Source organism: Myxococcus hansupus, assembly GCF_000280925.3.
Classification (GTDB): Bacteria; Myxococcota; Myxococcia; order Myxococcales; family Myxococcaceae; genus Myxococcus; species Myxococcus hansupus.
In genome coordinates, this window is record NZ_CP012109.1 from 3,947,373 (window position 1) to 3,973,305 (window position 25,933).

A 25,933-nucleotide genomic window follows, 5' to 3' on the forward strand; every position below is an offset into this window, starting at 1 on the left:
GTGTCTCCACCGCTCACGGACAGCTCCGTCACCGACGTGCCCGCCGATACGAAAGGCGGCGCCTTCGCCAAAGACACCTCGTTGGTGCCCGAGGGCACGCAGTTCGCCCCCGAGCACATTGAAGATCCCGTGCAGGCCCGCGCCCTGGCGGAGGAGACCGAGCGCAGCGCGCCGGCCCTGGTCGTCAGCGGCGGCATCAGCCTGGGCGCCTATCAGGCCGGGTTCATCTCCACGCTGGTTCGGTTCTGGAGCGTCGCGCAGCGGGAAGGCGCCGACTCGGGGCTGGGCAATCCGGCGCCCCGCGTCTGGACGGGCGCCTCCGCGGGCGCGGTGAACGCGCTGCTCGGAGGACTGGCCTCCTGCGACACGGCCTTCGCCCAGCCCCAGTGGTCTCCCGAGCAGAGCCTGTTCTGGACGGTGTGGATCGACCAGCTCGACCTGGACCGGCTCCTTCCGGCGGAGCGGGATGACGCGCCCCAAGGCACGCACCTGTTCAGCGAGCCGCACATGCGGGACACGCTGCAGCTCATCCTGGAGAAGTCGAAGCAGGCGCGCTTCAAGGAAGACTGCACCTTCGCCTACGGCCTCACCGTGACGAACCTGCGCGGCCGAGACGTCCCGTTCGGCGCGGGCGGACCGGAGTCGCAGTTCAAGCTGAAGCGCGTGACGGAGAAGCTGGTCGTCCAGGTGATGACGGAGGGGGAGGGGAAGATCACCGCGCGGCTGCCCTTCCTCGAAGGCGCCACCAGCGCGAAGTTCCCGTACATCGGCGTGAAGCCAGAGGAGCTCGTCTATTACCCGGCCCTGGGCGCCAAGCCGACGGGTGACGGCGGGCACGAGGTGTCGCTGTCCAATCTGCTGCTGACGCCGCAGGCCTCTGGTGCCTTCCCCCTCGCGTTCCCACCCGTGCCTGTCTCGATGTCCTTCTTCAAGGAGACGCAGTGGGGCGACCTGGAGGACTTGACGCTCGTCGACGGCGGCGTGCTCAACAACAACCCGGTGGACCTGGCGGTGCGGCTCGGCTCGCGCTGGGTGGAGCGCAGTGCATCCCGCGAGACGGTCCTCAACCGCGCGCGCTTTCCCATCGTGTACCTGGACCAGGACGTCGTCGGCTGGGACTGGGCTTCGCCGTCGGCCCGGCCCGAGGGCTCCCGCAGCCCGCTGGACGAGGCCTATTTCCAGTACCTGGGCAACGTGATGAACGCGGCGCGCGACAGCGCCGTGCTCAACACGCTGGAGCACGACATCAATCTGTCCGGCCGCATCAAGATTCCGCGCCGCACCTCCGTCCTGCCCTCGGAGTTTCAGTTCGCGATGATGGGCTTCTTCGACCGGCGCTTCCGCGAACACGACTTCTACCGAGGCATGCAGGACGCCATCCGGTTCCTGTCGACCCAGCTCACCTCGACGCGCGCCGTGGACCTGATGGTGCCGCGCACCGAGAAGGAGCGCCTGAGAGATCGCGAGCTGCGCGTCCTGAACGTCCTGGGCATCACGTCCCCCGGCTTCCGCTGCGTCGTGGAGAACGTGTGTGACACGCAGCCCGAGCTGGGGAAGCTGCGTCAGGCCGCGGATGCGCTGACGCGGCAGGCGGAGGCCGGCCAGCTCCAGAAGGCCAAGGTGGACGTGTTGCTCACCGCGCTGGGCGACGCCGGCTACCGCTACAGCGAAGGCGTCATGGAGGGCGCCGAGGCGACGGGGACACGCGAGGACCTCGTGCCCGTCCGCAAGCGGGTGGGTCGCGCCTTCCACAGCCTGGTGTCACAGCAGAAGGGGAACTTGAAGATTCCACTTCGCCCCGCGGGCGCCGTGTTCCTGGACGAGTGGCTCACGTATTCGAAGCCGCACCACGTCTGGACCCTCAGCGCCATGCGACAGCGCGGCGTGGGCGTGGGCGTGGAGCTGCCATTCCTCGCGTCCGAGCAGGGCCGGGAAGACTTCGCGTACAACCGCAACGAGTTCCGCTTCGGCGCCGTGCTCTCTGGCCTGGGAGTGCGCGACATGGACCAGCTCGTCCCCAACGAGACGCGCGTCCGGTGGGCCTCGCTGGGGCTCTATGTGGACTGCGTCTCCGACATGGACGGCTTCAACGGCGCCATTTCGTTCCTCGACCTGGGGCCCTATGTCCGGTGGCGCGCGGGCCTTGGCGTGTCGGCGGGCTACATGAGCAGACCCAACGAGCTGGCCCTGACGATTCCCGAGGCCCGGCTCGGCGTGGACCTGGCGGAGATGGTGGGCCTGCGTCTGACGATGCCGCTCTACCTCCTCAAGAAGACGGAGGGAGAGCGACAGCTTCACCACGGGCGGCCCAAGTACTTCAAGGAGCTGGGCCTGGGCGTCGAGGTCCTACTCACCCGGTGGTGAGCTTGACGGCCTCGCGGAGTCGCTCCGCCAGTTCGCGGACGCCCGGGGCCTTCAACACGCTGTAGTGGTCGCCGGGCACGAGCTGCCTTTCGAGCCCGGCGCCCACGAGCGCGCCCCAGCCGCCGTCCTCCGGAGTCCCCGCCGCGCCCTCGGTCGCCTTGAGCAACAACACGCGACCGGGGTTCATCGCAGGGGGCTGGTAACGGTGGGCGGCGAGGAGGTTGGCCTCGAAGACCTGGAGCAGGGCCTGCAGGTGCTCCCGTTCCATCCCGGGCGGCAGTGCTCCCGCGCGGCGACCGGCATCCCAGAGTGCGTCCAGCACGGCATCAGGTGAATCGCCCTGGAGCCGCGCGTCGTCTGGGGCCAGGTCTGTGAAGCCCGTGCCGAGCAGGTCGCTCGCGAACGCGGCGACGACCTGGGCGCGATGGGGTCCGGGCTCGACGGCGTTGAGTACGGCGGGTGTGTAGGCATCGATGAGCGCGAGCAGCGCCACCGTGTCGCCTTGCGCTCGAAGCTGACGCGCCATCTCGTAGGCGATGACGCCTCCCACGGACCAACCGCCCAGCAGGTAGGGCCCGGCGGGTTGGACGGTGCGAATGGCGGTGACATACGCCGCGGCCATCTCCTCCACCGTGGCTCGGGGCGGCGTGCCGCCATCCAGGCCCTGCGCTTGGATGCCGTAGAACGGCCGGTCCGGGCTCAGCCACCGTGCCAGCTCCGCATAGGCCAGGACGTTGCCTCCGACGGGGTGCACGCAGAAGAACGGAACCTCCGTTCCACCACGGGCCGCGGCGAACGGCACCAACGTCGCGGAGGGCATCGCGTCCTCCCGGCGCAGCAGCCCGGCGAGCTGCTCGACCGTCGGGGCCTGGAAGAGGGCGGCGAGCGGGAGGGGCTGGCCGAGCGACTCGCGCAGCTCCGCGACGAGCCGCACGGCCAGCAGGGAGTGCCCACCCAGCTCGAAGAAGCTGGAGCGCACGCTGATGGGGGCCGTCCCGAGCACCTGCTCCCAGACTCGGACCAACTGAAGCTCCAGCGCATCCCGAGGCGGGACGTGGGCCTCCGTCGAGCCCATGTCCCCGGGCCTGGGGGGTGGCAGTGCCTTGCGATCCACCTTGCCGCTGGGCGTCAGGGGAAGGGCGGTGAGTGACACGAAGACCGACGGCACCATGTACTCGGGCAGCCGCTGCTGGAGGTGTTGGCGCAGTGTCTCCGTCGACAGCGCGGTGTCGGAGGTGCTGTCCGGAACCACGTAGGCCACGAGCCGCTTGTCCCCGGGCACGTCCTCGCGCGCCAGGACGACCGCATCGCGGAGGTGGGCGAGGCTTCGCAGCGTCGCTTCGATTTCGCCCAGCTCGATGCGGAAGCCACGCAGCTTCACCTGGAAGTCCAACCGGCCCAGGTACTCCAACGTGCCGTCCTCTTGCCAACGGGCCTTGTCGCCCGTGCGGTACATCCTGGCCCCCGGCGTCGCCGCGAAGGGGTTGGGAACGAAGCGCTCCGCCGTCAGGGAGGGACGGTCCAGGTAGCCGCGAGCCAGGCCTTCGCCCGCGAGGTACAGCTCGCCCGCGGCGCCCAGGGGTGACAGCTCCAGGTGCTCATCGAGCACGTACGCCTGTGTCCCGGTCAGCGGCTGGCCGATGACAGGGATGGTTTCTCGCGAGACTCGGGACTGCTGCACCTGCGCGAAGGTGGCGTACACCGTGCTCTCGGTGGGGCCGTAGGCGTTGAACGCTTTCGTCCGTCCCGATTCCGCCAGTCGCCGCCAGAGCGAGGCGTCCATGGCCTCGCCCGCGCACACAATCCTCGTGGGGACGTGGGCTCGCTCCAGGAGGCCCGACTGGAGCAAGAGCGTCAGTTGCGCGGGCGTGCAGTCCAGCAGGTCCACGCGCTGCGTCTCCAGCCACGCCACCATGGCCTCCGGGTCCTTGCGCGTCTCCTCCGGGACCAGGCACAGGCAGTGGCCTCCCTGCGTCAGGTGGATGAGCTGGCCCATGCTGACGTCGAAGTAGAGCGGCGCGTTGAGGCTCAGCCGCTGCCCGGCGGGCAGACCGTCGAAGAAGGCCTGGGCCGTGGCGTGGTGCAGGGCCTCCAGCGCGCGATGCTGCACCACGACGCCCTTGGGCATGCCCGTGGAGCCCGAGGTGTAGAGGACATAGGCGGCGTTGTCGCCGTGGACAGTCTCCGGGACGTCGTGCACTGGCAGCGCCTCGAGGCGTGCGGCCTCCGTGTCGAGGCAGACGCGGTGCTTCACCTTCGGCTGCCAGTCATCGCCGCAGCGCTGGTGCGTCACCAGGACAGCGGCCTGGCTGTCTTCCAGCACGAACGACTTCCGCTGCGCGGGGGCCGCCGGGTCGATGGGCACGTAGGCTCCCCCGGCCTTCATCACCGCCAACACCGCGACGATGGCCTCCGGCGTGCGCTCCAGGCACAGCGCTACTCGCGTCTCCGCTGCGATGCCCAGGGTTCGCAGGTGCGCGGCGAGCTGATTCGCCCGAGCATTGAGCTGGGCATACGTCAGCACCTCGGCGCCCAGCGTCACGGCGGGTGACCCTGGCGTCCTCAGGGCCTGTTGCTCGAAGCGCTTGTGGAACGCCTCGCCCTGTCGTGGGCTCGTCGCGCTTCCGTTCGTTGACGTCGACGCCCAATCAGCCCCCGTTGGCTCACGGCGCTTTCCATCAGCGCCGTGCGCGTCCAGCAACAGCCGCCGACGCTCCGCCTCCGTGAGCAGGGGCAGGGTGGTCGCGAGATGGTCTGGCGAGGCCACCGCCGCCTCCAACGCCCGCGTCAGGTGTGCAGCCAGTCGCTCCACGCGCGCAGGCTCGAACAACTCAGTGCTGTAGACGAGGCCTCCGCGGAAACCGTCCGACGTACGGGCCAGCGACAGCTCCAGCTCGAACTTGGTGACAGCGAGCGAAGCCTCGACGGGACTCAGTGTCAGTCCGGGCAGGGACAGCTCGGTCTCCGGAGCGTTCTGCAAGGCAAACAGCACTTGGAAGAGTGGGCTCCGGCCCAGGTCACGCGCGGGCTGGAGTTCCTCCACCAGTCGCTCGAAGGGCAGGTCCTGGTGCTCGTACGCGCCCAGGGTGGTGTCGCGCACTTGCGCCAACACCTGGCGGAAGGTCAGCCCCGGCGTCAGTCGCGCACGCAGCGCCAGCGTGTTGATGAAGAAGCCAATCAACCCCTCCGTCTGCGCATGGCGACGACCCGCGATGGGCGAGCCCACCAGCACGTCCTCCTGCCCGGCATGACGGGCCAGCACGCACTGGAAGGCGGCCAGCAACACCATGAACGGCGTGGCGCCTTCGCGCTGCGACAGCGCCTCCACCGCCTCGCTGAGCGCCAGCGGCAGGTGCACCGGGACGACGGCTCCCTGGTGACTCGGCACGGCGGGACGCGGCTTGTCGGTGGGCAACTCCAGCGCATGCGGCGCTCCGGCCAACTGCTGCTTCCACCAGTCCAACTGCCGGCTCAGCGCCTCGCCCCGCATCCACTCTCGCTGCCACACCGCGAAGTCCGCGTATTGCACCGGCAGCTCGGGCAGCCGGGCCGGACGGCCCGCGTGGAAGTCCTCGTAGAGCGCGGCCACTTCCCGAACCAGCACGCCCATGGACCAGCCGTCCGAAACGATGTGGTGCATGCACACCAGCAGCACGTGCTCGGACGCAGCCAGCTTCAACACCGTCACACGCAGCAACGGACCGGCGGCGAGGTCGAAGGGCCGCTGGACGTCGTCGGTCGCGTGCTTCGCCGCCTCCGCTTCCCGCTGCGCTTCGTCCTGGATGTCGGACAGGTCCACCACCGTCAGCGGCAGCGGGCGTGGCGCATGGATGACCTGGCGGGACTCCCCACGCTCGGCATGGAACGTCGTGCGGAGCGACGCATGCCGCCGCACGAGTTCATCCACGGCGTGCTGCAAAGCCTGGAGCCGCAAGGTCCCCGACAGTCGCAACGCCGAGGGGATGTTGTACGCAACCCCACCGGGCTGGAGCTGGTCCAGGAACCAGAGCCGCTGCTGCGCGAAGGAGAGCGGCACGGGCCCTTCCGCCGAGGACCGGGTCAACGGAGGAAGGCGGGCAGTCGCGCCCGCCGCGCCCAACCGCTCGGCGAGTCCCGCGACCGTGGGGGCCTCGAAGAACGCCTGAAGCCCCAGCTCCACGCCAAAGGTCTCGCGGAGGCGGGCCACCACCTGCGTGGCCAGCAGCGAGTGCCCTCCCAGTTCGAAGAAGTTGTCCCGCCGGCTCACCTCGGGTACGCGCAACAGCGTCTTCCACAGCGCCACCAGCGTGGCTTCCGTGGGCGTCACGGGGGGCTCGATGACCCGTTCGCGCGCCACCTGCGCGACTTCCGGGTGGGGCAGCGCCTTGCGGTCCACCTTGCCACTGGCCGTCAGCGGCAGGGAGTCCAGCGGCACATACGCCGACGGCAGCATGTACTCGGGCAGTCGCTGCTGAAGGAACCCGCGCAGGTCCTCGACGGACAGCGCGGACTCCGCGTCGGCCACCACGTAGGCCACGAGCCGCTTGCCGCCGGGCGCGTCCTCGCGCGCCAGCACCACGGCCTCCTTCACGAACGGATGGCTCCGGAGGGCCATCTCGATTTCGCCCAGCTCGACGCGGAAGCCGCGCAGCTTCACCTGGAAGTCCAGCCGGCCCAGGTACTCCAGCGTCCCAGGTTCGCACCACCGGACCTTGTCGCCCGTGCGGTACATCCTCGCCCCTGGCTCCGAAGCGAAGGGGTCGGGCACGAAGCGCTCCGCCGTCAGGTGGGGTTTGCCCAGGTAGCCGCGCGCCAGTCCCGCTCCCGCGATGTACAGCTCACCCGCGGCGCCCATGGGTACCAGCCGTTGGTGTTCGTCCAACACGTACAGCCGGGTCCCCGCCAGGGGCCTGCCGATGCGAGGCACCTGGCTGTCGCTTCGCCAGATGCGCTCCGTGGTGGCGCAGACGGTGCTCTCCGTGGGGCCATAGGCGTTGAACGCTTCCGTCCGTTCCGTGCGGGCCAACCGGTTCCACAGGGCAGGTGAGATGGCCTCGCCCCCGCTGATGATTCGCGCGGGGACGTGCGGCGCGTCCAGCAACCCGGCCTCGACCATCAACGCCAACTGGGCGGGCGCGCAGTCGAGCACGTCCACGCGCTGCGCCTGAACCCACGCCACCAGGGCCTCGGGGTTCTTCCGAGTGTCTTCTGGCACCAGGCACAGGCAGTCCCCGTCAGCCAGGCGCACAATCGACACGAGGGAGCCGTCGAAGTGCAGCGGCGCGTTGAGACTGACGCGCCGAGGGGCTCCCCGCTCCGACGGGAACACCTGGGCCATGCCGGATTGCATCGCCAGGAAGCTGCGGTGCTGCACCATGACGCCCTTCGGCGTGCCCGTGGAACCCGACGTGTAGATGACGTACGCGAGGTCGTCTTCACGGGCTTGCGAGGGGACATCCGTCACGGGCAGCGATGCGAACTGGGCCGCGTCCGAGTCGAGACACAGCACATACCCGAACGCCGGCTCCCACGCGTCGGCCAGGTGCTGGACCGTGAGCAGGATGGACGCCGTGCTGTCCTGGAAGACGAACGACTTGCGCTGCGCGGGTGCGGCGGGGTCGATGGGCACGAAGGCCCCACCGGCCTTGAGCACCGCCAACAACGCGATGAGGGCCTCGGGCGTGCGCTCCAGGCACAGCGCCACCCGTGTCTCCGCGGCGACCCCCAGCGTGCGCAGGTGCGCGGCGAGCTGGTTCGCCCGTGCATTGAGCTGGGCGTACGTCAGCACCTGCTCGCCCAGCACCACGGCGGGGGCTTCCGGCGTCGTCGCGGCGTGTTGCTCGATGCGCGCAGGGAACAGCGCACCGTGCGGCGCCGTGGCGACGGCGGCGCCGCTCCATTCCGCCAGGAGCCGGTGCTCCTCGGCGCCCGTCATCACCGGCAAGGACTCGACGCTCGCGTCCGGACCGTCGAGGAAACCCTCCAGCAACCGCCGGTAGTGCTCGAAGAGCCGTTCGGCCGTGCCGGCCTCGAACAGGTCGGTGCTGTACTTCAGCGTTCCCGCGTATCCCTCCGAGGTGCGAGCCAGCTCCAGGCTGACCTCGGCCAGGGCGACGCCTGCTTCTCCCAGGTCCGCCGGGCGGACGATCAGCTCGGGCAGGGCCAGTTCGGGAACCGGCGCGTTCTGGACCGCGAACAGGGACTGGACCAACGCGGGACGGCTCGGATCCCTCGAAGGGTTGAGCTCCTCCACCAGTCGCTCGAAGGGCAGGTCCTGGTGTTCGTACGCGCCCAGGGTGGTGTCGCGCACTTGCGCCAGCAACTGACGCGGCGTGAGTCCGGGCGTGAAGCGTGCCCGCAGCACCAGCGTGTTCACGAAGAACCCGATGAGTCCCTCGGTGGCGCCCTGCGTGCGGTTGGCGATGGGCGAGCCCACCAGCACGTCGTCCTGGCCCGTGTGCCGCTGGAGCAACAGTTGGTACACCGCCAGCAGCAACATGAACGGCGTGACGCCCTCACTCTGGGCTCGGGCTTCCACCCGCTGGGTCAACTCCCGCCCCAGGCCCACGTGCAGCGTCGCGCCACGGTACGAGTAGACCGCCGGGCGCGCCTTGTCCGTGGGCAACTCCAGCGCGTGCGGCGCACCCGCCAACCGCGCCTTCCACCAATCGAGCTGGGCCTCCAGGCGCTTCGTGGACGCGTCGGAGCGCTGCCACACCGCGTAGTCCGCGTACTGCACCGGGAGCGCCGGCAGTGGAGAGGGCCGCCCCTGGCGGAACGCGCCGTACAGCGCCGTGAGTTCGCGCACGAGCACGCCCAGGGACCAGCCATCCGAGACGATGTGGTGAACGTGCAGGAGCAGCAGGGACTCGCGGGCCCCCAGCCGGAGCAGCAGCGTGCGCAACATCGGCCCTTGGCTCAGGTCGAAGGGACGCCGGGCTTCCTCGGTGGCGCGGCGCACGGCGTCGGCGCGCCGGAGCGCTTCGTCCGGGATGCCCGACAGGTCCACGTGCTCGAAGGGCACGGACACGGAGGGGTGGATGACCTGGACGGGCTGGCCCGCCACGGCGCGGAAGGTGGTCCGCAGGATTTCGTGCCGGCGAACCAGCTCCTCCAGGCTCCGTTGCAGCGCCGACGCGTCCAGCACTCCGTCCAACTGAAGGGGCAGGGGGACGTTGTAGTGGGTGTTGCCCGGCTCCATCTGGTCGATGAACCACAGGCGCTGCTGCGCGAAGGACAGGGGCAGGTCCCCGGTGCGCGGCGCCTTGGCGATGGTCGGCGTCCGGGGCCCGGCCGCACCGGCCACGGGGCCCAGGTGTTCAGCCAGGCCCGCCACGGTGGGCCTGGCGAACAGGTCGCCCAAAGACAGGTCCACGCCCAGGGCCTCACGCACGCGAGTGACGACCTGCGTGGCCAGGAGCGAGTGCCCACCCAGCTCGAAGAAGTCGTCATGGATGCCGACCCGCGCGGCCCCCAGGACTTCCGACCAGATGAAGACGAGCTGTGCCTCCAGCGGACTCCGCGGGGCACCTTCCGCGGCCTGGGACACCATGGGCTTCGGAGCCCCCGGCTTGGGCAGGGCCTTTCGGTCCACCTTGCCGTTGGCGTTCAGCGGCAACGCGGACAGCGCCACGAAGGCCGAGGGGACCATGTAGTCCGGCAACTGCTTCTGGACGAAGGAGCGGAGCGCGGCCACGTCCATCTGGGCCGGCGCTTCCGTGCTCACGTAGGCCACCAGCCGCCTGTCGCCAGGGGCGTCCTCACGCGCCACGACCACCGTGTCCTCGACCCCCGCGAACTGACGGAGCACGGCCTCGACCTCCGCCGGTTCGATGCGGAAGCCGCGCACCTTCACCTGGAAGTCGACGCGGCCCAGGAACTCCAAGGTCCCGTCCGGACGCCAGCGCGCCCGATCTCCCGTGCGGTACAGCCGAGCCCCCGGAGTGGGGGCGAAGGGATGCGGGATGAAGCGCTCGGCGGTGAGCGCGGGCTGTTCGAGGTAGCCCCAAGCCAGACCGTCTCCGCCGACATACAGCTCGCCGGGGACATCAGGCGGAGCGGGGTTCAGGTCCACATCCAACACATAGGTGGTGGAGTTGGCGATCGGCCTGCCCAGGGGCACGGAGCGTCCCAGCCGGTCACCCGCGCGAAGAGCCTGCGTCGCGGAGAAGGTCGTGTTCTCCGTGGGGCCGTAGCCGTTGACGAGCACTGCCTCCGGCGCAAGCCGCGCCAGGTGTTCTCGCACGCGAGGCACGGACAGGACATCACCTCCCGCGAGCACCTGCCGCACCTGGGACAGCGCGTCTCCCTGGCTCGCGGCCACCTGCTCGAAGAGGGCGGCCGTCAACCACAGCGTGGTGATGCCTTCACGGACCAGGAGCGCTCCCAGGTCCTCGACTGCCAGCGCCTTGGGCGGCGCGAGCACCAGGCGCGCCCCATGGAGAAGGGCACCCCAGATTTCGAACGTCGAGGCATCGAACGCCGCGGGCGCCAACTGGAGGAAGACCTCCCGAGGACCGAACCGGACGAAGTGGCTGCCCTTGACCAGGCGCACCACACCTCTGTGCGGAACACCGACGCCCTTGGGGCGGCCCGTGCTGCCGGAGGTGAACATCACGTAGGCCAGGTCGTCACCACCGACCGAGAGTTCGGGCGGAGTCACGGGCTGGGTGCCAATGGCCTGTGCCTCCGCGTCGAGGAGCACGAGCGGGCAACCCGTATCCGGCAACTCCTCCGCGATCGCGTCCTGACTCAGGAGGACGCTGACGCGCGCATCGTGCATTAGCGCGGTGATGCGCTCCGCGGGCTGCCGGGGCTCCACGGGCACGTAGGCCGCTCCGGCCTTGAGGATGCCCAACATGCCAACGATGAGCTCCGGCGAGCGCTCGACGCACAAGCCCACCCGGGCACCGGGACGCACGCCCACCGTGCGCAGGTGGTGGGCGAGCTGGTTCGCGCGCTGGTCGAGCTGCCGGTACGTCAGGGGCCTCGTCGCCGAGGACACCGCCACGGCGCCCGGGCTCCGCGCCGCCTGGGCGGCGAACAGTGCATGAATGGCCGTGTCGCGCGGGTAGTCCACCGCGGTGGCATTCACCTCCGTCAACACCTGCTGCCGCTCGTCCGCGGTCAGCAACGAGATGCGGGACAGCGGGACGTCGGGCGACGCCACGGCCGCTTCGAGCAGCGTGGCCAGACGGCGACTCATCCTCACCGCCGTGTCCTCGGTGAACAGCGCGGTGTTGTAGGTGATGCCGCCCTCGAACCCCTGCGCCGTGCGCTGGAGCTGAAGCTCCAGGTCGAAGCGGCTGACGCTGGACGGCGGCTCTTCGAGCGACAGCGTCAGGCCCGCCAGGGACAGCGCGGGGAGTGGCGCGTTGTGCAGGGTGAAGGAGACCTGGAACAGCGGCGAGCGGCTCGGGTCGCGCTCGGGATGGAGGACCTCGACCAGCTTGTCGAACGGGACGTCCTGGTGCTCGTACGCGCCCAGCGTCGACTCCCGGACCTGCGCCAGCAACGCACGGAACGTGTCGCGGCCCTGGACGCGGGTGCGCAGGACCAGGTTGTTGACGAAGAACCCGATGAGCGCTTCGGACTCCGCCTGACGCCGACCGGCGATGGGCGAGCCCACCAGGATGTCCTCCTGTCCCGAGTACCGGCTCAGCACCACCTGGAACGCCGCGAGCAACACCATGAACGGCGTGGCGGCCTCGCGCTTCGCGAGCAGCTCCACGGCCTCGCTCAGCCGGTTCGACAGGCTGAGCGCCGTGCCGGCGCCACGGAAGGACTGCTGGGCCGGACGCGGCTTGTCGGTGGGTAGCTCCATTTGGGACGGAGCCCCGGCGAGCTTGCCGCGCCAGTAGTCGAGCTGCGCGTCCAGGACCTCACCCTGGAGCCATTGCCGCTGCCACATCGCGAAGTCCGCGTACTGGACGGGGAGGGCGGGCAGGGGCGACGGCTGGCCCTGGCTGAAGGCCGCATAGAGCGCGGCCAGCTCGCGAACCATGACGCCGTTGGACCAGCCATCCGTGACGATGTGGTGCAGGTTGAGCACCAGCACGTGCTCCGTGACCGACTGCTTCATCAGCAGGGCTCGCATCAGCGGGCCCTGTTCCAGGTCGAAGGGATACCGGGCTTCTTCCTGGACGAGTCGCAGCGACTCTTCGTCACGGACCTCGGCGTCCGTCAGGTCCGACAGGTCGAGGACCTCCAGCGGAACCCCCGCCGGCGGGTGGATGACCTGGACCGGGGCGTTGCCTTCCAAGCGGAAGGTCGTGCGGAGGGATTCGTGACGCCGCACCAGCTCGTCGAAGCTTTGCTGGAGCGCTGGCAGGTTCAACGCGCCCCGGAGCTTCAACGGGAAGGCGAGGTTGTACGCGCTGTTGCCCGACTCACTGAGCTGGCTGACGAACCACAGCCGCTGCTGCGCGAAGGACAGGGGCAGCGAGGAGGCACGGTCCACGGGCACCAGGGGCGGCAGAGCCTTGGCCGGAGAGGTGGGCACGTGCCGCTGTGCATCCAGGAACCCCGCGAGTCCCGCCACGGATGGCGCTTCGAAGAAGGTCCGGAGCGGCAGTTCGACGCCGAACTGCGCGCGCACGCGCACCACGACCTGGGTCGCCAGCAGCGAGTGGCCTCCCAGTTCGAAGAACCCATCGTGGACACCGACGCGGCGCACGCCGAGCACCTGGGAGAAGAGGTCCGCCAGGGCCTCCTCCGTGGGGGTTCTCGGGGCCACGTATTGGCCCTGCTGTGCCGTAGGGGCCTCGGGCGCCGGCAGGGCCTTGCGGTCCACCTTGCCGCTGGGGTTCAGCGGAAGGACGCCCAGGTGCATGAACACCGAGGGCACCATGTGCGAGGGAAGCTGCTTCTGCAGATGCGCTTGCAGTGCAGCGGGCGTCAGCGGCTCCGCGTCCCCCGTCACGTAGGCGATGAGGCGCGCGTCGCCTTGAGCTTCTTGGCGAACGACCGCCACCGCGTCACGCACACCCGGGTGTCCGCGCAGGGCCGCTTCGATTTCGCCCAGCTCGATGCGGAAGCCGCGCAGCTTCACCTGGAAGTCCGCTCGGCCCAGGTACTCCAACGTTCCGTCCGGCAACCACCGCGCCACGTCTCCGGTGCGGTACAAGCGCGCACCCGGTGTTCCGCTGAAGGCGTCCGGGATGAAGCGCTCCGCTGTCAGCTCCGGGCGCTGCCGGTAACCGCGGCCCACCTGCACGCCGCCGATGTGCAACTCACCCGGAATGCCCACCGGCGTCGGCTGCCCGTGCCCGTCCAGCACGTACAGCACCGTGTTCGCCACCGGCCCGCCGATGGGAATCCGCGCCAACTGGGCGTCACGGGGGCAGGGCCAGTAACTGACGTCCACCGCCGCTTCCGTCGGCCCGTAGAGGTTGTGCACCTCCACCGTCCTCGGCAGCCGCGCGTACGCCTTCTTCACCAACTCCGCGTCCAGCGCCTCGCCGCTGCACACCACCCGGCGCAGGGCGCCCAGTCCCTCCAGCCCGGGCTCTTCTATGAAGGCACGCAGCATGGAGGGCACGAAGTGCAGCGTGCTGACGCGCTCCTCCTTCACCACCTTTGCAAGGTACGCCGGCTCCTGGTGGCCTCCGGGACGGGCCACCACCAACCGTGCTCCCACCGACAACGGCCAGAAGAACTCCCACACCGACACGTCGAAGCTGAAGGGCGTCTTCTGCAGCACCACGTCCTCGCCGCCCAGCCCGTACTCCTGCTGCATCCACCTCAGCCGGTTGGCGATGGCTCCGTGCGCATTCATCGCCCCCTTGGGGCGGCCCGTGCTGCCCGACGTGAAGATGACGTACGCCAGCGCCTCCGGGCCCATCTGCGGCACGGACGGACGCGTCACTGGGAGTCGCGACACCTCGTCCCGCTGCGCGTCCAGCAGCACCACCCGCGCCGGAGACGCAGCCAACACGCCCTCGTGCTTCTCATGCGTCAGCAGCACCGTCGCGCCGCTGTCCTCCAACATCCCCGTGAGACGCTCTCGCGGGTACGCCGGGTCCAACGGCACGTACGCCGCTCCCGCCTTCAGCACGCCCAGCAGCGCGACCACCATGTCCACCGAGCGCTCCAGGCACACCCCCACCAGCGACTCGACGCCGACCCTCATCCCACGAAGCTGGTGCGCCACCTGATTCGCCCGGGCCTCCAGCTCCCGGTACGTCACGTGCTCCGACTCGAACGTCACCGCCACCGCATCCGGCGTCCGTTCGGCCTGCGCCTCCACCAACCCGTGCAGCGTGTCCTTCGCCGGGTACACCTCGCGCCGTCCCTGGAACGCCTCCAACACCTGCGCCCGTTCGACCTCGGTGAAGAGGGGCACACGGGACAACGAGAGGTCCGGGAACGCCACGACCTTCCGCGCGAGTTCAACCAAGCGCTGCGCGAGACGCTCCATCGTGTCGCTGTCGAAGAGACTGGACGCGTACTCGAATCGGCAGTTCAGCTCGCTCTTGTTCTCCAGGAGTTCCAGGCTCAGGTCGAACTTGGAAGAGTCCGCGGGAAGCGCGATCTGGCTGAGTTGCAGTGACTGATGCGCCACGTCGACCTTGGGCGTGTTGACCACGTTCAGCACGACCTGGAAGACCGGCGTACGGCTCTGGTCTCGCGGAAGCTGCAGCGCTTCGATGACCCGCTCGAACGGCGCGTCCTGATTCGTGAACGCGTCGAGCGACTGCCGCTTCACGCGGTGGAGCAGCTCCCGGAACGACGGGCCGCCCGCCAGTCGTGAACGCATCGCGAGCGTGTTCACGAAGCATCCCAGCAGGCCCTCCACCTCCGGTTGCGTGCGGCCCGCGATGGGGATGCCCACCGCGAAGTCCTCCTGACCGGACGTCCGCCCCAGCACGGCCTGGAACAGCGCCAGCAGGACCATGAACGACGTGGCGCCCTCGCGCCGACCAAAGGCCAACAGAGGCTCCGTCACATCGGACGGAATCAAGAACGAGCAGGATCCACCCGAGTACGACTGCACCGCGGGCCGAGGCCGGTCCGTGGGCAGCTCCAACGCGGAGACGCCCGCCAGCTCCGACTTCCACCATTGGATCTGCGCGTCCATGACCGCGCCCTCCAGCCACTCGCGTTGCCACACCGCGTAGTCCGCGTACTGCACGGGCAGGGGCGGCAGGGGTGACTCGAGGCCCGCGCTGAAGCACGGGTAGAGCACGGACAGCTCGTTGCCCACGACGAGCGTGCCCCAGGCGTCGGAGATGACGTGGTGCTGCATCAGGCTGAGGACGTGCTCATGGGGGCTGAGGCGCAGCAGCAACGCCCGGATGACCGGGCCTCGCTCCAGGTCGAAGGGCTCCGCGCCCAGCGCCTGGCAGCGGCGCAACATCTCGGCTTCCCGCGCCTCGGCCGTGGCGCCCGGGACGTCTTCCACCGGCAGGGGCAGCGTGAACTCGGGGTGGATGACCTGCACGGCGCCGTGCTCGGTCAGCGTGTACGTGGTGCGCAGGACCTCGTGCCGCCGCACCATTTCGTTCACCGCGGCCCGGAGCGCCTCGGTGTCCAGCGCGCCCACGAGCCGGAAGCTGGAGCCGTTGTTGTAGGCGGTGTTGTCCGGGTCGAGCTGCTGGAGGTACCAGAGCCGCTGCTGCGCGAAGGACAGGGGCAGGGGACGGTCCCTGGGCACGCGAGAAATCGCGGGCGGCGCGGCCGGCACGGGCTGGACCGGCTCAGGCGTCCGCGGCTTCGCGCCGGAGGTCGCGGGTCGGGCCACCGGCGGCTTGATGACTGGCGAGGCCGGAAGCGTCACGGGTTCCACGCGGCCATCCATCCGAATCCGGACGTGGCGCCCCGTGCGGAACAGGCGGGCACTCGCGCGGGCCGGGTGGGGCACCAGCCGGCGGTGCTCCTCCTCCCGCGCGCGCCACAACCGCCCCGGCAACCCGACGCCTTCCAGCGCCAGTTCACCGACGACGCCCGGCGGCACGGGCATCCCGGCGGCATCCAGCACCCACGCCTGGAGCCCATCCGGAATGCGCTCGTTCGGCATGCGCGGCAACAGCACGCCCTCGGACACGTCGCCCGCGAGCAGCACCTTGGTTTCAGACGCCTCCACCAAGGAATGGGCCAGCTCCGCCGACGCACCTTCGAGCACCACCGCGCCCACGGGCTTCAGCGCCTCGCGCGCCTTCGGCAGCTCCGCGAGCGTTCGGGCCAACCGCGCCGACGCCTGGAGCATCACCGCGCCGGACTGACGCGCCAGCTCCAGCAGCTCCTCCACGCCCTGACCGGCCTCCACGCGCACGTGTTCACGCTGATGGACGGCGGCCTGCTCCATCCGCTCACGCATCGTGGCCAGCCGGCGCAGGCCCTCCAGCACCACCGGCGTCTCCAGACCGAAATCGATGAGGCAGGCCACCTCATCCACGTCGGAGCCGCGGACCTGCTCCATCCGCCGCAGCCCGCTCTCCACGGTGCCGATGAGCCCCGTTCCCTTGGCGTGGTGCTCGAAGGTGTGCTCCAGCATGGCCTCGAGGTCGGCCTCGGACACCTTGTCGATTTCGCCCTGGAAGCCTTGGGCCGCCAGCAGCGACGCGGCGATCTCCGCCGAGCTTCGGAAGTAACGCAGCAGCGGCTTGCGGACGGTGTGCAGGACGTCCTGCTCGTCGTCGCCGATGAACGTGTGGAGCATCAACGTGACGTGGCCGCGCCCCGGGTGGCCATTGCGACGCCACGCCTCGCGGTACAGCGCCACCTTCGGCTTCAGATCCTCGAGCGACTGGGTCAGCAGTCCGGTGAGCACGCCCGCGCCTACCTCGCCCGCGAGCCGGAAGGTCTCCGGGCTGCTGGCGGCCGTGAGCCACACGGGGAGCTCTGTCTGGACGGGCTTGGGGCGCAGGCCGACCTCCACCGTCACGCCGCCGCCACCCGTGCGGCGGAGCTTCTCGCCGCGCCACAGGGACCGCAGCGTCTGGAGGTGCCGCATCAGGATGTTGCGGCGGTCCTCGAAGTTCTCCGGCGCGAAGGCGAAGTCCGCCACGTGCCAGCCCGTGGCCACCGACAGGCCCACGCGGCCGCCGGACAGGTTGTCCACCACGGACCACTGCTCGGCGATCTGCAGCGGGTCGTGCAGCGGGAGCACCACGCTGCCGGAGCGGAGCCGCAGGTTGCGCGTCACGGTGGCCAGCGCCGCCGCGACCACCGCGGGCTGCGGATAGAGCCCGCCGAACGAGTGGAAGTGGCGCTCCGGCGTCCACACCGCGGAGAAGCCGTGGGCGTCCGCGAACTTCGAGCCTTCAATCAGCAGCTCGTACTTGGGCCCCGAGAGCGAATCCTCGTCGTTGGCGAAGTAGAGCAGGCTCACGTCCATGGCGCCCTGGCGGGGGCCGCCGGAGTGCAGCCGGACCAGCCGCTCCGTCACCTGGGCGGAGGGGAACGCCACGCGCAGGCCGCGCGAGAGCGCCCACAGGGTCTCCAGTTCAGGCCGGTCCGCCGCGCCGTCCGTCGCCGCCAGCCACGTGGTGCCTTCCGCGGGGTGCAGGCGCGCGTCGAGCCCCTCGAAGAACGCCGCGAGCCCGTGATGGTCCAGGGCCCAGGTGGCCTGGTCCTTCTTCCCGACGGGGAGGAGCCACGCCAGCGAATCCACGGTGGGATGCCCCACCGCGCCACGAGTTCCCGAGGCCGCCCATGCGTCATCGAGGAACACGGTCCGCGCGGCGTCCAATCGGGCGGAGGTCGTCACGTCGTTCTGGGTGATGAGCACCGGCACCCGGGCGCCTTCCGGCGCATAGTCGGACAGCGTGCCGAGCTCGGAAGCCCCCAACGTCACCACGGCGGCGCCTGCTTCGAGCACACCCCACAGCACCGCCAGCTTCTCGGGGGAGGGCGGCAGGCACACCGCCACGGGTTCACCCGCGCGAACCCCCATCGTCCCCAAACAGGTGGCGACCGCGCGGGCCCGCTCGGCCAGCGTCGCCCACGTCCAGTGGGTGGCGCCTTGCACAGTTGCCATGGCCTGCGGCTGCTGCGCGGCGCGCTCCGCCAGCAGGGCGGGCACCGACGTGGAGACCGGCTTCGACCGGGGCGACGGCCAGGTCCGGCGGTCCGTCTCGGTGACGAGGCTCAAGCGGGAGACATGCTCGGACGGCTGGGCCAGCGCCGAGGCGAGCAGGGATTGCAGGTGCTCGCCCATTCGATGAACGGTGGCTTCGTCGAACAGCTCGGTGGCGTACTCCAGCGCGCCGTGGATGCGGCCCGCGTTGTCGCCCAGCACCAGGGTCAGGTCGCCCAGCGTGCCGCCCCACTGGACGGGCGCATTGGGGACCTCCACCACCGTGCCCCGAACGCCGGTCAGCGCCAGCGCCGCGCCGCCGACGCCCTCGTTCGCATGGAAGACGAAGAGCGAGTCCATGATGCGCTCACGGCCAATGTCCTTGCCGGGCACCAACGACGCGACCAGGTACTCGAAGGGCACGTCGGGACGGGATTGGACCTCGTTGACCTCCTGCCGCACGCGGTGCAGCAGCGCGGTGAACGACGGGTCATCGGAGAAGCTCACCCGGAAGGCCACGGAGTGGGCCACGTACCCGATGAGCGGCAACAGCTCCGGCCGCGTCCGGTTGGCGATGGGCGTGCCCACGATGATGTCCGTCTGGCCGCTGTAGCGATGCAGCAGCGCCTTCCACGCGGCCAGCAACACCATGTACGCCGTGAAGCCCTCGCGCTTACCGAAGGCGAGCAGCGCCTGTGAGAGCTCGGGCGTGAACTCCACGTGGATGCGCGCCGAGGTGAGCGGGCACACCGCGGGCCTGGGCCGGTCGGTGGGAAGGCCCAGGTGCTTCGGCAACGCGGTGAGGCGCTGGCGCCACCACTGCTCCTGCTCCTCCTGCAGCAAGCCCTCCTCGAAGACCTGCCGCTGCCAGGCGCCGAAGTCCGCGTACTGCACGGGGAGCGGCGGAAGCGGGGAGGGCAGTCCCTGCTGGAAGGCGACGTAGAGCTGGAACAGCTCGCTGATGAAGAGGGAGATGGAGAGGGTGTCGCAGACGACGTGGTGGATGTTGCCCAGCAGCATGTAGTGCTGGGTGTCCAGTTCGAGCAGCGTGGTCCGGACCACCGGCCCGTTCACCAGGTCGAAGGGACCCGCGGCATCCTCGCGCGCCAGACGCATGGCCTCGGCCTCGCGGTGCTCCTTCGGTCCCGTCAGCGTGACCTGGACCAGAGGGACGTGCATCTCCGCGTGGAACCGCTGCACGGGCTGGCCGTCCACCTCCGCATACGTGGTGCGCAGGGCTTCGTGGCGGCGGACGACCTCCTGCACGCAGCGTTCGAGCAGTCGCGTGTCGATAGCGCCTTCGAGCCGCAGGACGAACGGGATGTTGTAGGCGGAGAGGCCAGGGATGTGTTGCTCCAGTCGCCAGACGCGCTCCTGAACGAAGGACAGGGGCAGAGACTGGGTGCGCGGCCGAGGCGCGAGGGCCAGCATCCTCGTGGCCTCCGCCGCCGGAGCCTGACTCAGCAGCGGAACGATCCGCTCCGCGATGCCCGCGACCGTGGGGGCCTCGAACAAGGCGGCCAGGGGGAGCTGGACGCCGAAGGTGCTCCGGACATGGTTGAGCAACTGCGCCGCCATCAGCGAGTTGCCGCCGATCTCCAGGAAGTTGTCGTCTCGTCCGACGAACTCCACACCGAGGCGGTCTCTCCACAGTGCGGCGAGCCGCTCCTCGATGTCGCCTCGCGGCGCGTCCTCGCGAACGGGGAGAGCCCCCTCACTGGCGGAGGAGCTGACCGTGCTCGCACCGGAAGTTCCCGGCGCGAGGTGGGGCGCGGTTCCCGCCATGCCCGGAGAGTTCCCGCTCAGGGACGCTGCGGCGGTGACCGCTTCGGCGCCCGGCGTGGGGATGTGTGCCGGTTGAGCAAGGAGCGCCGAATGGGCCTGAGACGCCGAGTGAGGCTGGAGCCCCGAGTGAGGCTGGAGCCCCGAGTGAGGCTGGGGCGCCGAGTGAGGCTGGAGCCCCGAGTGGGGCTGGAGCCCCGATTGAGGCTGGAGCCCCGATTGAGGCTGGAGCCCCGAGTGAGGCTGGCGCCCCGAGTGAGGCTGGCGCCCCGAGTGAGGCTGGAGCGCCGAGTGAGGCTGGAGCGCCGAGTGAGGCTGGAGCGCCGAGTGAGGCTGGAGCCCCGAGTGAGGCTGGAGCCCCGAGTGAGGCTGGAGCCCCGAGTGAGGCTGGAGCCCCGAGTGAGACTGAGACACTGCATGGGCCTGGGGCGCCGAGTACGCCTGGGGCGCCGATTGGGCTTGGGGCGCCGAATGAGCGCGGAGCGCTGAGGAATCCTGGGGCGCAGAGCGAGCCTGGGACGCTGGGTACGCCTGAGGAGCTGAGTGAGCTTGGGACGCCGATTGAGCCTGATGCGCTGGGTAAGCCTGGGGGGCTGAGTGAGCGTGGGGCGCCGAGTACGTCTGGGGCGCCGACAAGCCCCGAGGCACCACGGTCGCGGCGCCGGTCGCGGGCGCCTCCACCCAGCAGCGCTTCTTCTGGAAGGGATAGCTCGGCAAGTGCAGCTTCTGGCGCTGCTCATGCCGATAGAACGCGCTCCAATCCACGGGCACGCCTAGCGTCCACAGCTCACCCACGGAGGCGAGCAGGCTCGCGTGCTCCGGCGTGGAGCCACCCCGGCGCAGGGTGGCCACGGCCTTGACGCGCGCCTTGTCCGCGCCCAGGCAGGCACGCACCAACGGCGTCAGGTCCTGCCCGGGGCCGACCTCGAGCAACAGGCTGCACCCGTCTTCCAGCAGCGAACCCACCGCGTCCAGGAACCGCACCGGCTCGCGCATCTGGTCGGCCCAGTACTCGGGCCGGGCCAGGGTGCCCGGCTGTGCCCAGCGTCCGGTGACGCTGGAGGCGTAGCGCAGCGACGGCTCCTCACGCTTCAGCGAGGCGACCACGCTCGCCATCGCGGGCATCAGCGGCTCCACATCGGCCGAGTGGAAGGCATGCGGCGCGGGCATCCGGACGGCGCCCACCTCCTGTTGCTTCAGCGCGGCCTGGAGTCGCTCCACCTCCGGAATGGGCCCCGCGACGACGCACCGGTCCGGCCCGTTGATGGCGGCCAGGGACAGCCTTCCGGTCACCATCGGACGAACCTGCGCCTCCGGCAGCGCCACCGCGAGCATGGCGCCCGGGGGCATGCGGTGCATCAGCTCACCGCGCGCCACCGCGAGCCGGAGCCCGTCCTCCAGTGACAGCACCCCGGAGAGGTGCGCCGCCGCGTACTCACCGAAGCTGTGGCCCAGCACGGCATGCGGCCTCAGTCCCCAGTCCATCCACATCCGCGCCAGGGCGGACTCCAGGATGAACAGCGCGGGCAGTGCCACGCGGGTATCGGCCAGCCAGGCCGCGGTCTCCGCGTCCTCGCTCGATGCGGCCAGCATCAATCCGCGGACACGCGCACGCAGGTCGGGGTCGAGCAACGCCAGGCTCGCGTCCACGGCGCCGCGGAACGCGGGCTCGGCTTCGTACAGCTCGCGCCCCATGCCGGCTTGCTGCGCCCCCTGGCCGGGGAAGATGAAGGCCACCCGGCGTCCGCGCACCAGGTCATCTGGCTTGAGCCGCACGGGCGTGTACGGCTTGCGCAGGACACGGGCCAGCTCCTCGGCGTCGCGCGCCACCACGGTGCGCCGGACCTCGAAGCCCTTGCGGCCCACCGCGTGCGTGAAGGCGAGGTCCGCCAGGGACAGGTTCCCCGCCTGCGCTTCCGCATGCGAGGCGAGCCGCTGGGTCGCCGCCTCCAGCGCCTCGGGCGTCCTCGCCGACAAGGTGACGACCTGATGGGAGCGGGTGGTAGTGCCACTGTGGGCCACGGGAGACTCCTCGAGCACGGCGTGGGCGTTGGTGCCACCAATGCCGAAGGAGCTGACGGCCGCGAACCGCGGCGCCTCGCCCCTCGGCCACGGCCGGAGGGTGGTGTTGACGAAGAAGGGACCGGAGTCGAAAGCGATCTGCGGGTTGGGGCGCTCGAAGTGCAGGCTGGGAGGGACTTCGCCATGGTGCAGGGACAGCGCGACCTTGATGAGGCCCGCGAGCCCGGCCACCGTGTCCAGGTGCCCGACGTTGCTCTTGAGTGAAGCCAGGGCGATGGTGCCCCGGTGCTCCGCGCCCAGGCCGTACGCCCGCTGGAGCGCCGCGACCTCGATGGGGTCGCCCAGCGGCGTCGCCGTGCCGTGGGCTTCCACGTAGCCAATGTCCTGGGGCTTCACGCCGGAACGAACGAGCGCCTGCTGGATGACCGCCGTCTGCCCCTGCACGCTGGGCGCCATGTAGCTGGACTTGTGGCGGCCGTCGTTGTTCGTCGCGCTGGCCTTGATGACGGCGTAGATGGCGTCGCCATCCCGCTGCGCATCCTCCAGTCGCTTGAGCACGACACACGCGACGCCACTTCCAATGACGGTGCCCTGCGCCTTGGCGTCGAAGCTGCGGCAGTGCCCATCCGGAGAATGGATGAGCCCCTCCTGATAGACGTAGCCCGTGCGCTGCGGCACCGCGATGCGCGTCGCGCCCGCCATGGCCACGCCGGACTGCCCCGCCAACAGGTTCTGGCAAGCGAGGTGGACCGCGACCAGACCCGTGGAGCACGCCGTGTGGACGAGCACGCTCTCGCCGGTGAGCCCCAGCTTGAACGACGTCTTCGTGGCCAGGCTGTCGTGCGTGGTGCTGCCGTAGATTTCGAACAGCGCCGCGCCGTCGAGTGGCACCGTCGCGTGGACGGACTCGGCGTACCCGGAGTCCATGGCCCCCGCGTAGAGCGAGATGGCCTCCGGGAAGCGCTCCGGATCGACGCCAGCGTCCTCCAGCGCCGCCCAGGCGCACTGGAGGAAGAGCCGCTGCTGCGGGTCCATCCACTGCGCCTCACGGAGCGACACGTCGAAGAAGCCCGGGTCGAACGCGTCGATGTCGTCCAGCACGCCGCCCGCTGGCACGAAGGCGGGGTGCTGTGACAGCTCCACGCCGTCCGGGAGTCCCGGCAGCCGATCCACCTCCTCGGGGGCGAAGCGGGAGATGGATTCGACACCCTCCCGCAGGTTCTTCCAGAACGCCTGGACGGAGTCCGCGCCCGGGAAGCGGCCCGACATGCCGATGATGGCGACAGCGCCGGAGACCGAGGCGGGCCGCGCTGGTTCGCGCGGGGCCTTCGGCTCGGGCGCCGCAGCGTGCGTGGGTGCCTCGCTCGAAGGCTGCGCGGCGGGCGCGCCCCGGGAGTCCGACTCCAGGATTCGCGCGAGCCGGTGCACGGTGGGGTGCTCGAAGAGCCACACCACGGGGATGTCCCGAGCCAGCGCCTCTCGCATGCGTGCAGAGATGCGGACCACTGACAGGGATGTGCCACCCAGGTCATCGAAGAGATGGTCGTGGACGCCGATGCGCTCGGCGCCCAGCTCCCCGGCCCACAGGCTCGCGAGCTGAGACTCCAGGGGGCTCGCGGGCTCCACGAAGCGGCCTTCGCGTCCGGTGGACACACGGTCCGGCGCGGGCAGGGCCTTCCGGTCCACCTTCCCGCTGGTGTTCAGGGGAAGCGCCGGGAGCACCACGAAGAAGGACGGCACCATGTACTCGGGAAGCCGTTCCCGCATCCCGGCGCGCAGGGACGACGCGTCCAGCACCGAGGCCCCCGCGCCCATGACATAGGCCACCAACCGCTTGTCGCCGGGGCTGTCCTCACGCACCACGGCCGCGGCATCCACCACGCCCGGCAGCGCACGCAGGCCGGCTTCGACATCCGCCAGCTCGATGCGGAAGCCGCGCACCTTCACCTGCTGGTCCGTGCGGCCCACGAACTCCAGCAGCCCGTCCGGCCGCCAGCGCACGATGTCGCCTGTCCGGTAGAGCCGTTCACCCGGCTGGGTGGCGAAAGGGTGGGGGACGAAGCGCTCCGCCGTGAGGTCCGGGCGGGAGACGTAGCCGCGCGCGAGGCCATCACCGCCGATGAACAGCTCGCCCGGCACGCCCACGGGGACGGGCTGAAGCTTCGTGTCCAGCACGTACGTCCGCGTGTTGTGCAGAGGCCCGCCAATGGGGACCGAGGCCCCCACCTGGGAGGCCTCCGTCATGGCGAAGGTCGTGGTGGCGACGGTGTTCTCCGTCGGGCCGTAACCGTTGATGACGGTGAGGCCCGGGGCGTTCGCCAGCGCGCGCCGGGTGTGCGGCGCGGACAGCACATCGCCGGCCACCTCGACGGTCCTCAGCTTCTGGAGCAGCGACGGCCGGTGCTCCACGGCCTGGGTGAAGAGACCGGTCGAGAAGTGGGCGAACGTGACGCGGTGCCGCTCCACGACCTGTTCCAGGCGGTCCAGGTCGCTGGGCAGCGCGCCCTCCGGATAGAGCACCAGCCGTCCGCCATTCAGCAGCGGTGCCCAGAGCTCCAGGACGGAGCCGTCGAAGGCCGTGGGAGACAGGTGGAGACTCGTCTCGCGGACGCCGATGCCGGCGTGGGGCTCGCTGTAGACGACACGCAGGAGACTCCGGTGCTCGATGCCCACACCCTTGGGACGCCCGGTGCTCCCGGACGTGAACATGACGTAGGCGAGCTGCCGCGGCCCCGCGCCCGATTCCAAGGCCGTCTCGGGCCAGGCCGTGAGGTCCAGTTCCTCCAGGAACAGCGTCTGGAGGTCTTGCTCCGGCAGGCGGAGCTTCTCGCGCAGTTCACGCGACGTGAGCAGCAGGCGAGGCGGCGCGTCCTCCAACATCGCGGTCAACCGCTGGGCGGGGAACGACGCGTCCAGGGGAACGTAGGCGCCTCCGGCCTTGAGGATCGCCAGCAGCGTGACGGCCCAGCCGGGGCTGCGCTCCAGGCACACGGCCACGAGGACCTCGGGGCCCACGCCGTGTGAACGCAGCAGGTGCGCAAGCTGGTTGGCTCGGGCCTCGAGCTGCCCGTACGTCAGGACCGTCTCGCCCGCCTCCAGCGCGATGGCGGAGGGTCGCAAGGTGGCGTGACGCGCGAACATCTCCGCGACAGAGACGTCGGACGGGTACGGCTTCGTGGTGGCGTTCCAGGTCACCAGCACCTGCTCGCGCTCGGACGGCGTGAGCAGGTCCAGGGTCCCCAGTGGGCGCTCGGGAGCGGCGGCCGCCGAGACGAGGAGCGACTGGAAGTGACCGGCGATTCTCCGGACGGTCGCGACCTCGTACAGGTCGGTGCTGTACTCGATGACACCGTGAAGGCCATCCGGGCCCTCCGTCAGCACCAGGCCCAGGTCGAACCGCGCGGTGGCGTTCTCGACTTCGACCGGGCGCAGCGTCAGGCCCGGTGCGCGCAGCGCCTCCGTGGGCGCGTTCTGGAGCGAGAAGAGGACCTGGACCAGCGGCGTGCGGCCCAGGTCGCGCTGGGGTTGCATCGCCTCGACGAGCCGCTCGAAGGGCAGCTCCTGATGCGCGTAGGCCCCCAGCGTCGTGTCCCGAACCTGCGCGAGCAGGGAGCGGAACGAGTCCCCCGGCCGCACCTTGGCTCGCAACACCAGCGTGTTGACGAAGAAGCCGATGAGGCCCTCCAGGTCACCGTGACGGCGCCCCGCGATGGGGGAGCCCACGAGCAGGTCTTCCTGCCGGCTGTACCGGGACAGCAGCACCTGCCA

2 protein-coding genes (1 of these 2 running past the window's edge) are annotated in these 25,933 nt (G+C 70.3%); one reads left to right on the top strand and one right to left on the bottom strand.

The window, feature by feature from the left end:
* Positions 1 to 2,364 (top strand): patatin-like phospholipase family protein, encoded by a 2,364-nt coding sequence (locus A176_RS15190; protein ID WP_226994326.1) that lies wholly within the window; start codon positions 1 to 3, stop codon positions 2,362 to 2,364.
* On the opposite strand, the gene A176_RS15195 is transcribed toward A176_RS15190, so the two are convergent.
* Positions 2,351 to 25,933, bottom strand: partial view of a hybrid non-ribosomal peptide synthetase/type I polyketide synthase gene (locus tag A176_RS15195; RefSeq protein WP_049872310.1) — the 3' portion only. The gene runs 9,042 nt beyond the window's last position; only the last 23,583 of its 32,625 coding nucleotides appear in the window; its start codon lies off the right edge, out of view; its stop codon occupies positions 2,351 to 2,353. The two genes, A176_RS15190 and A176_RS15195, sit on opposite strands and share 14 nt — an antisense overlap.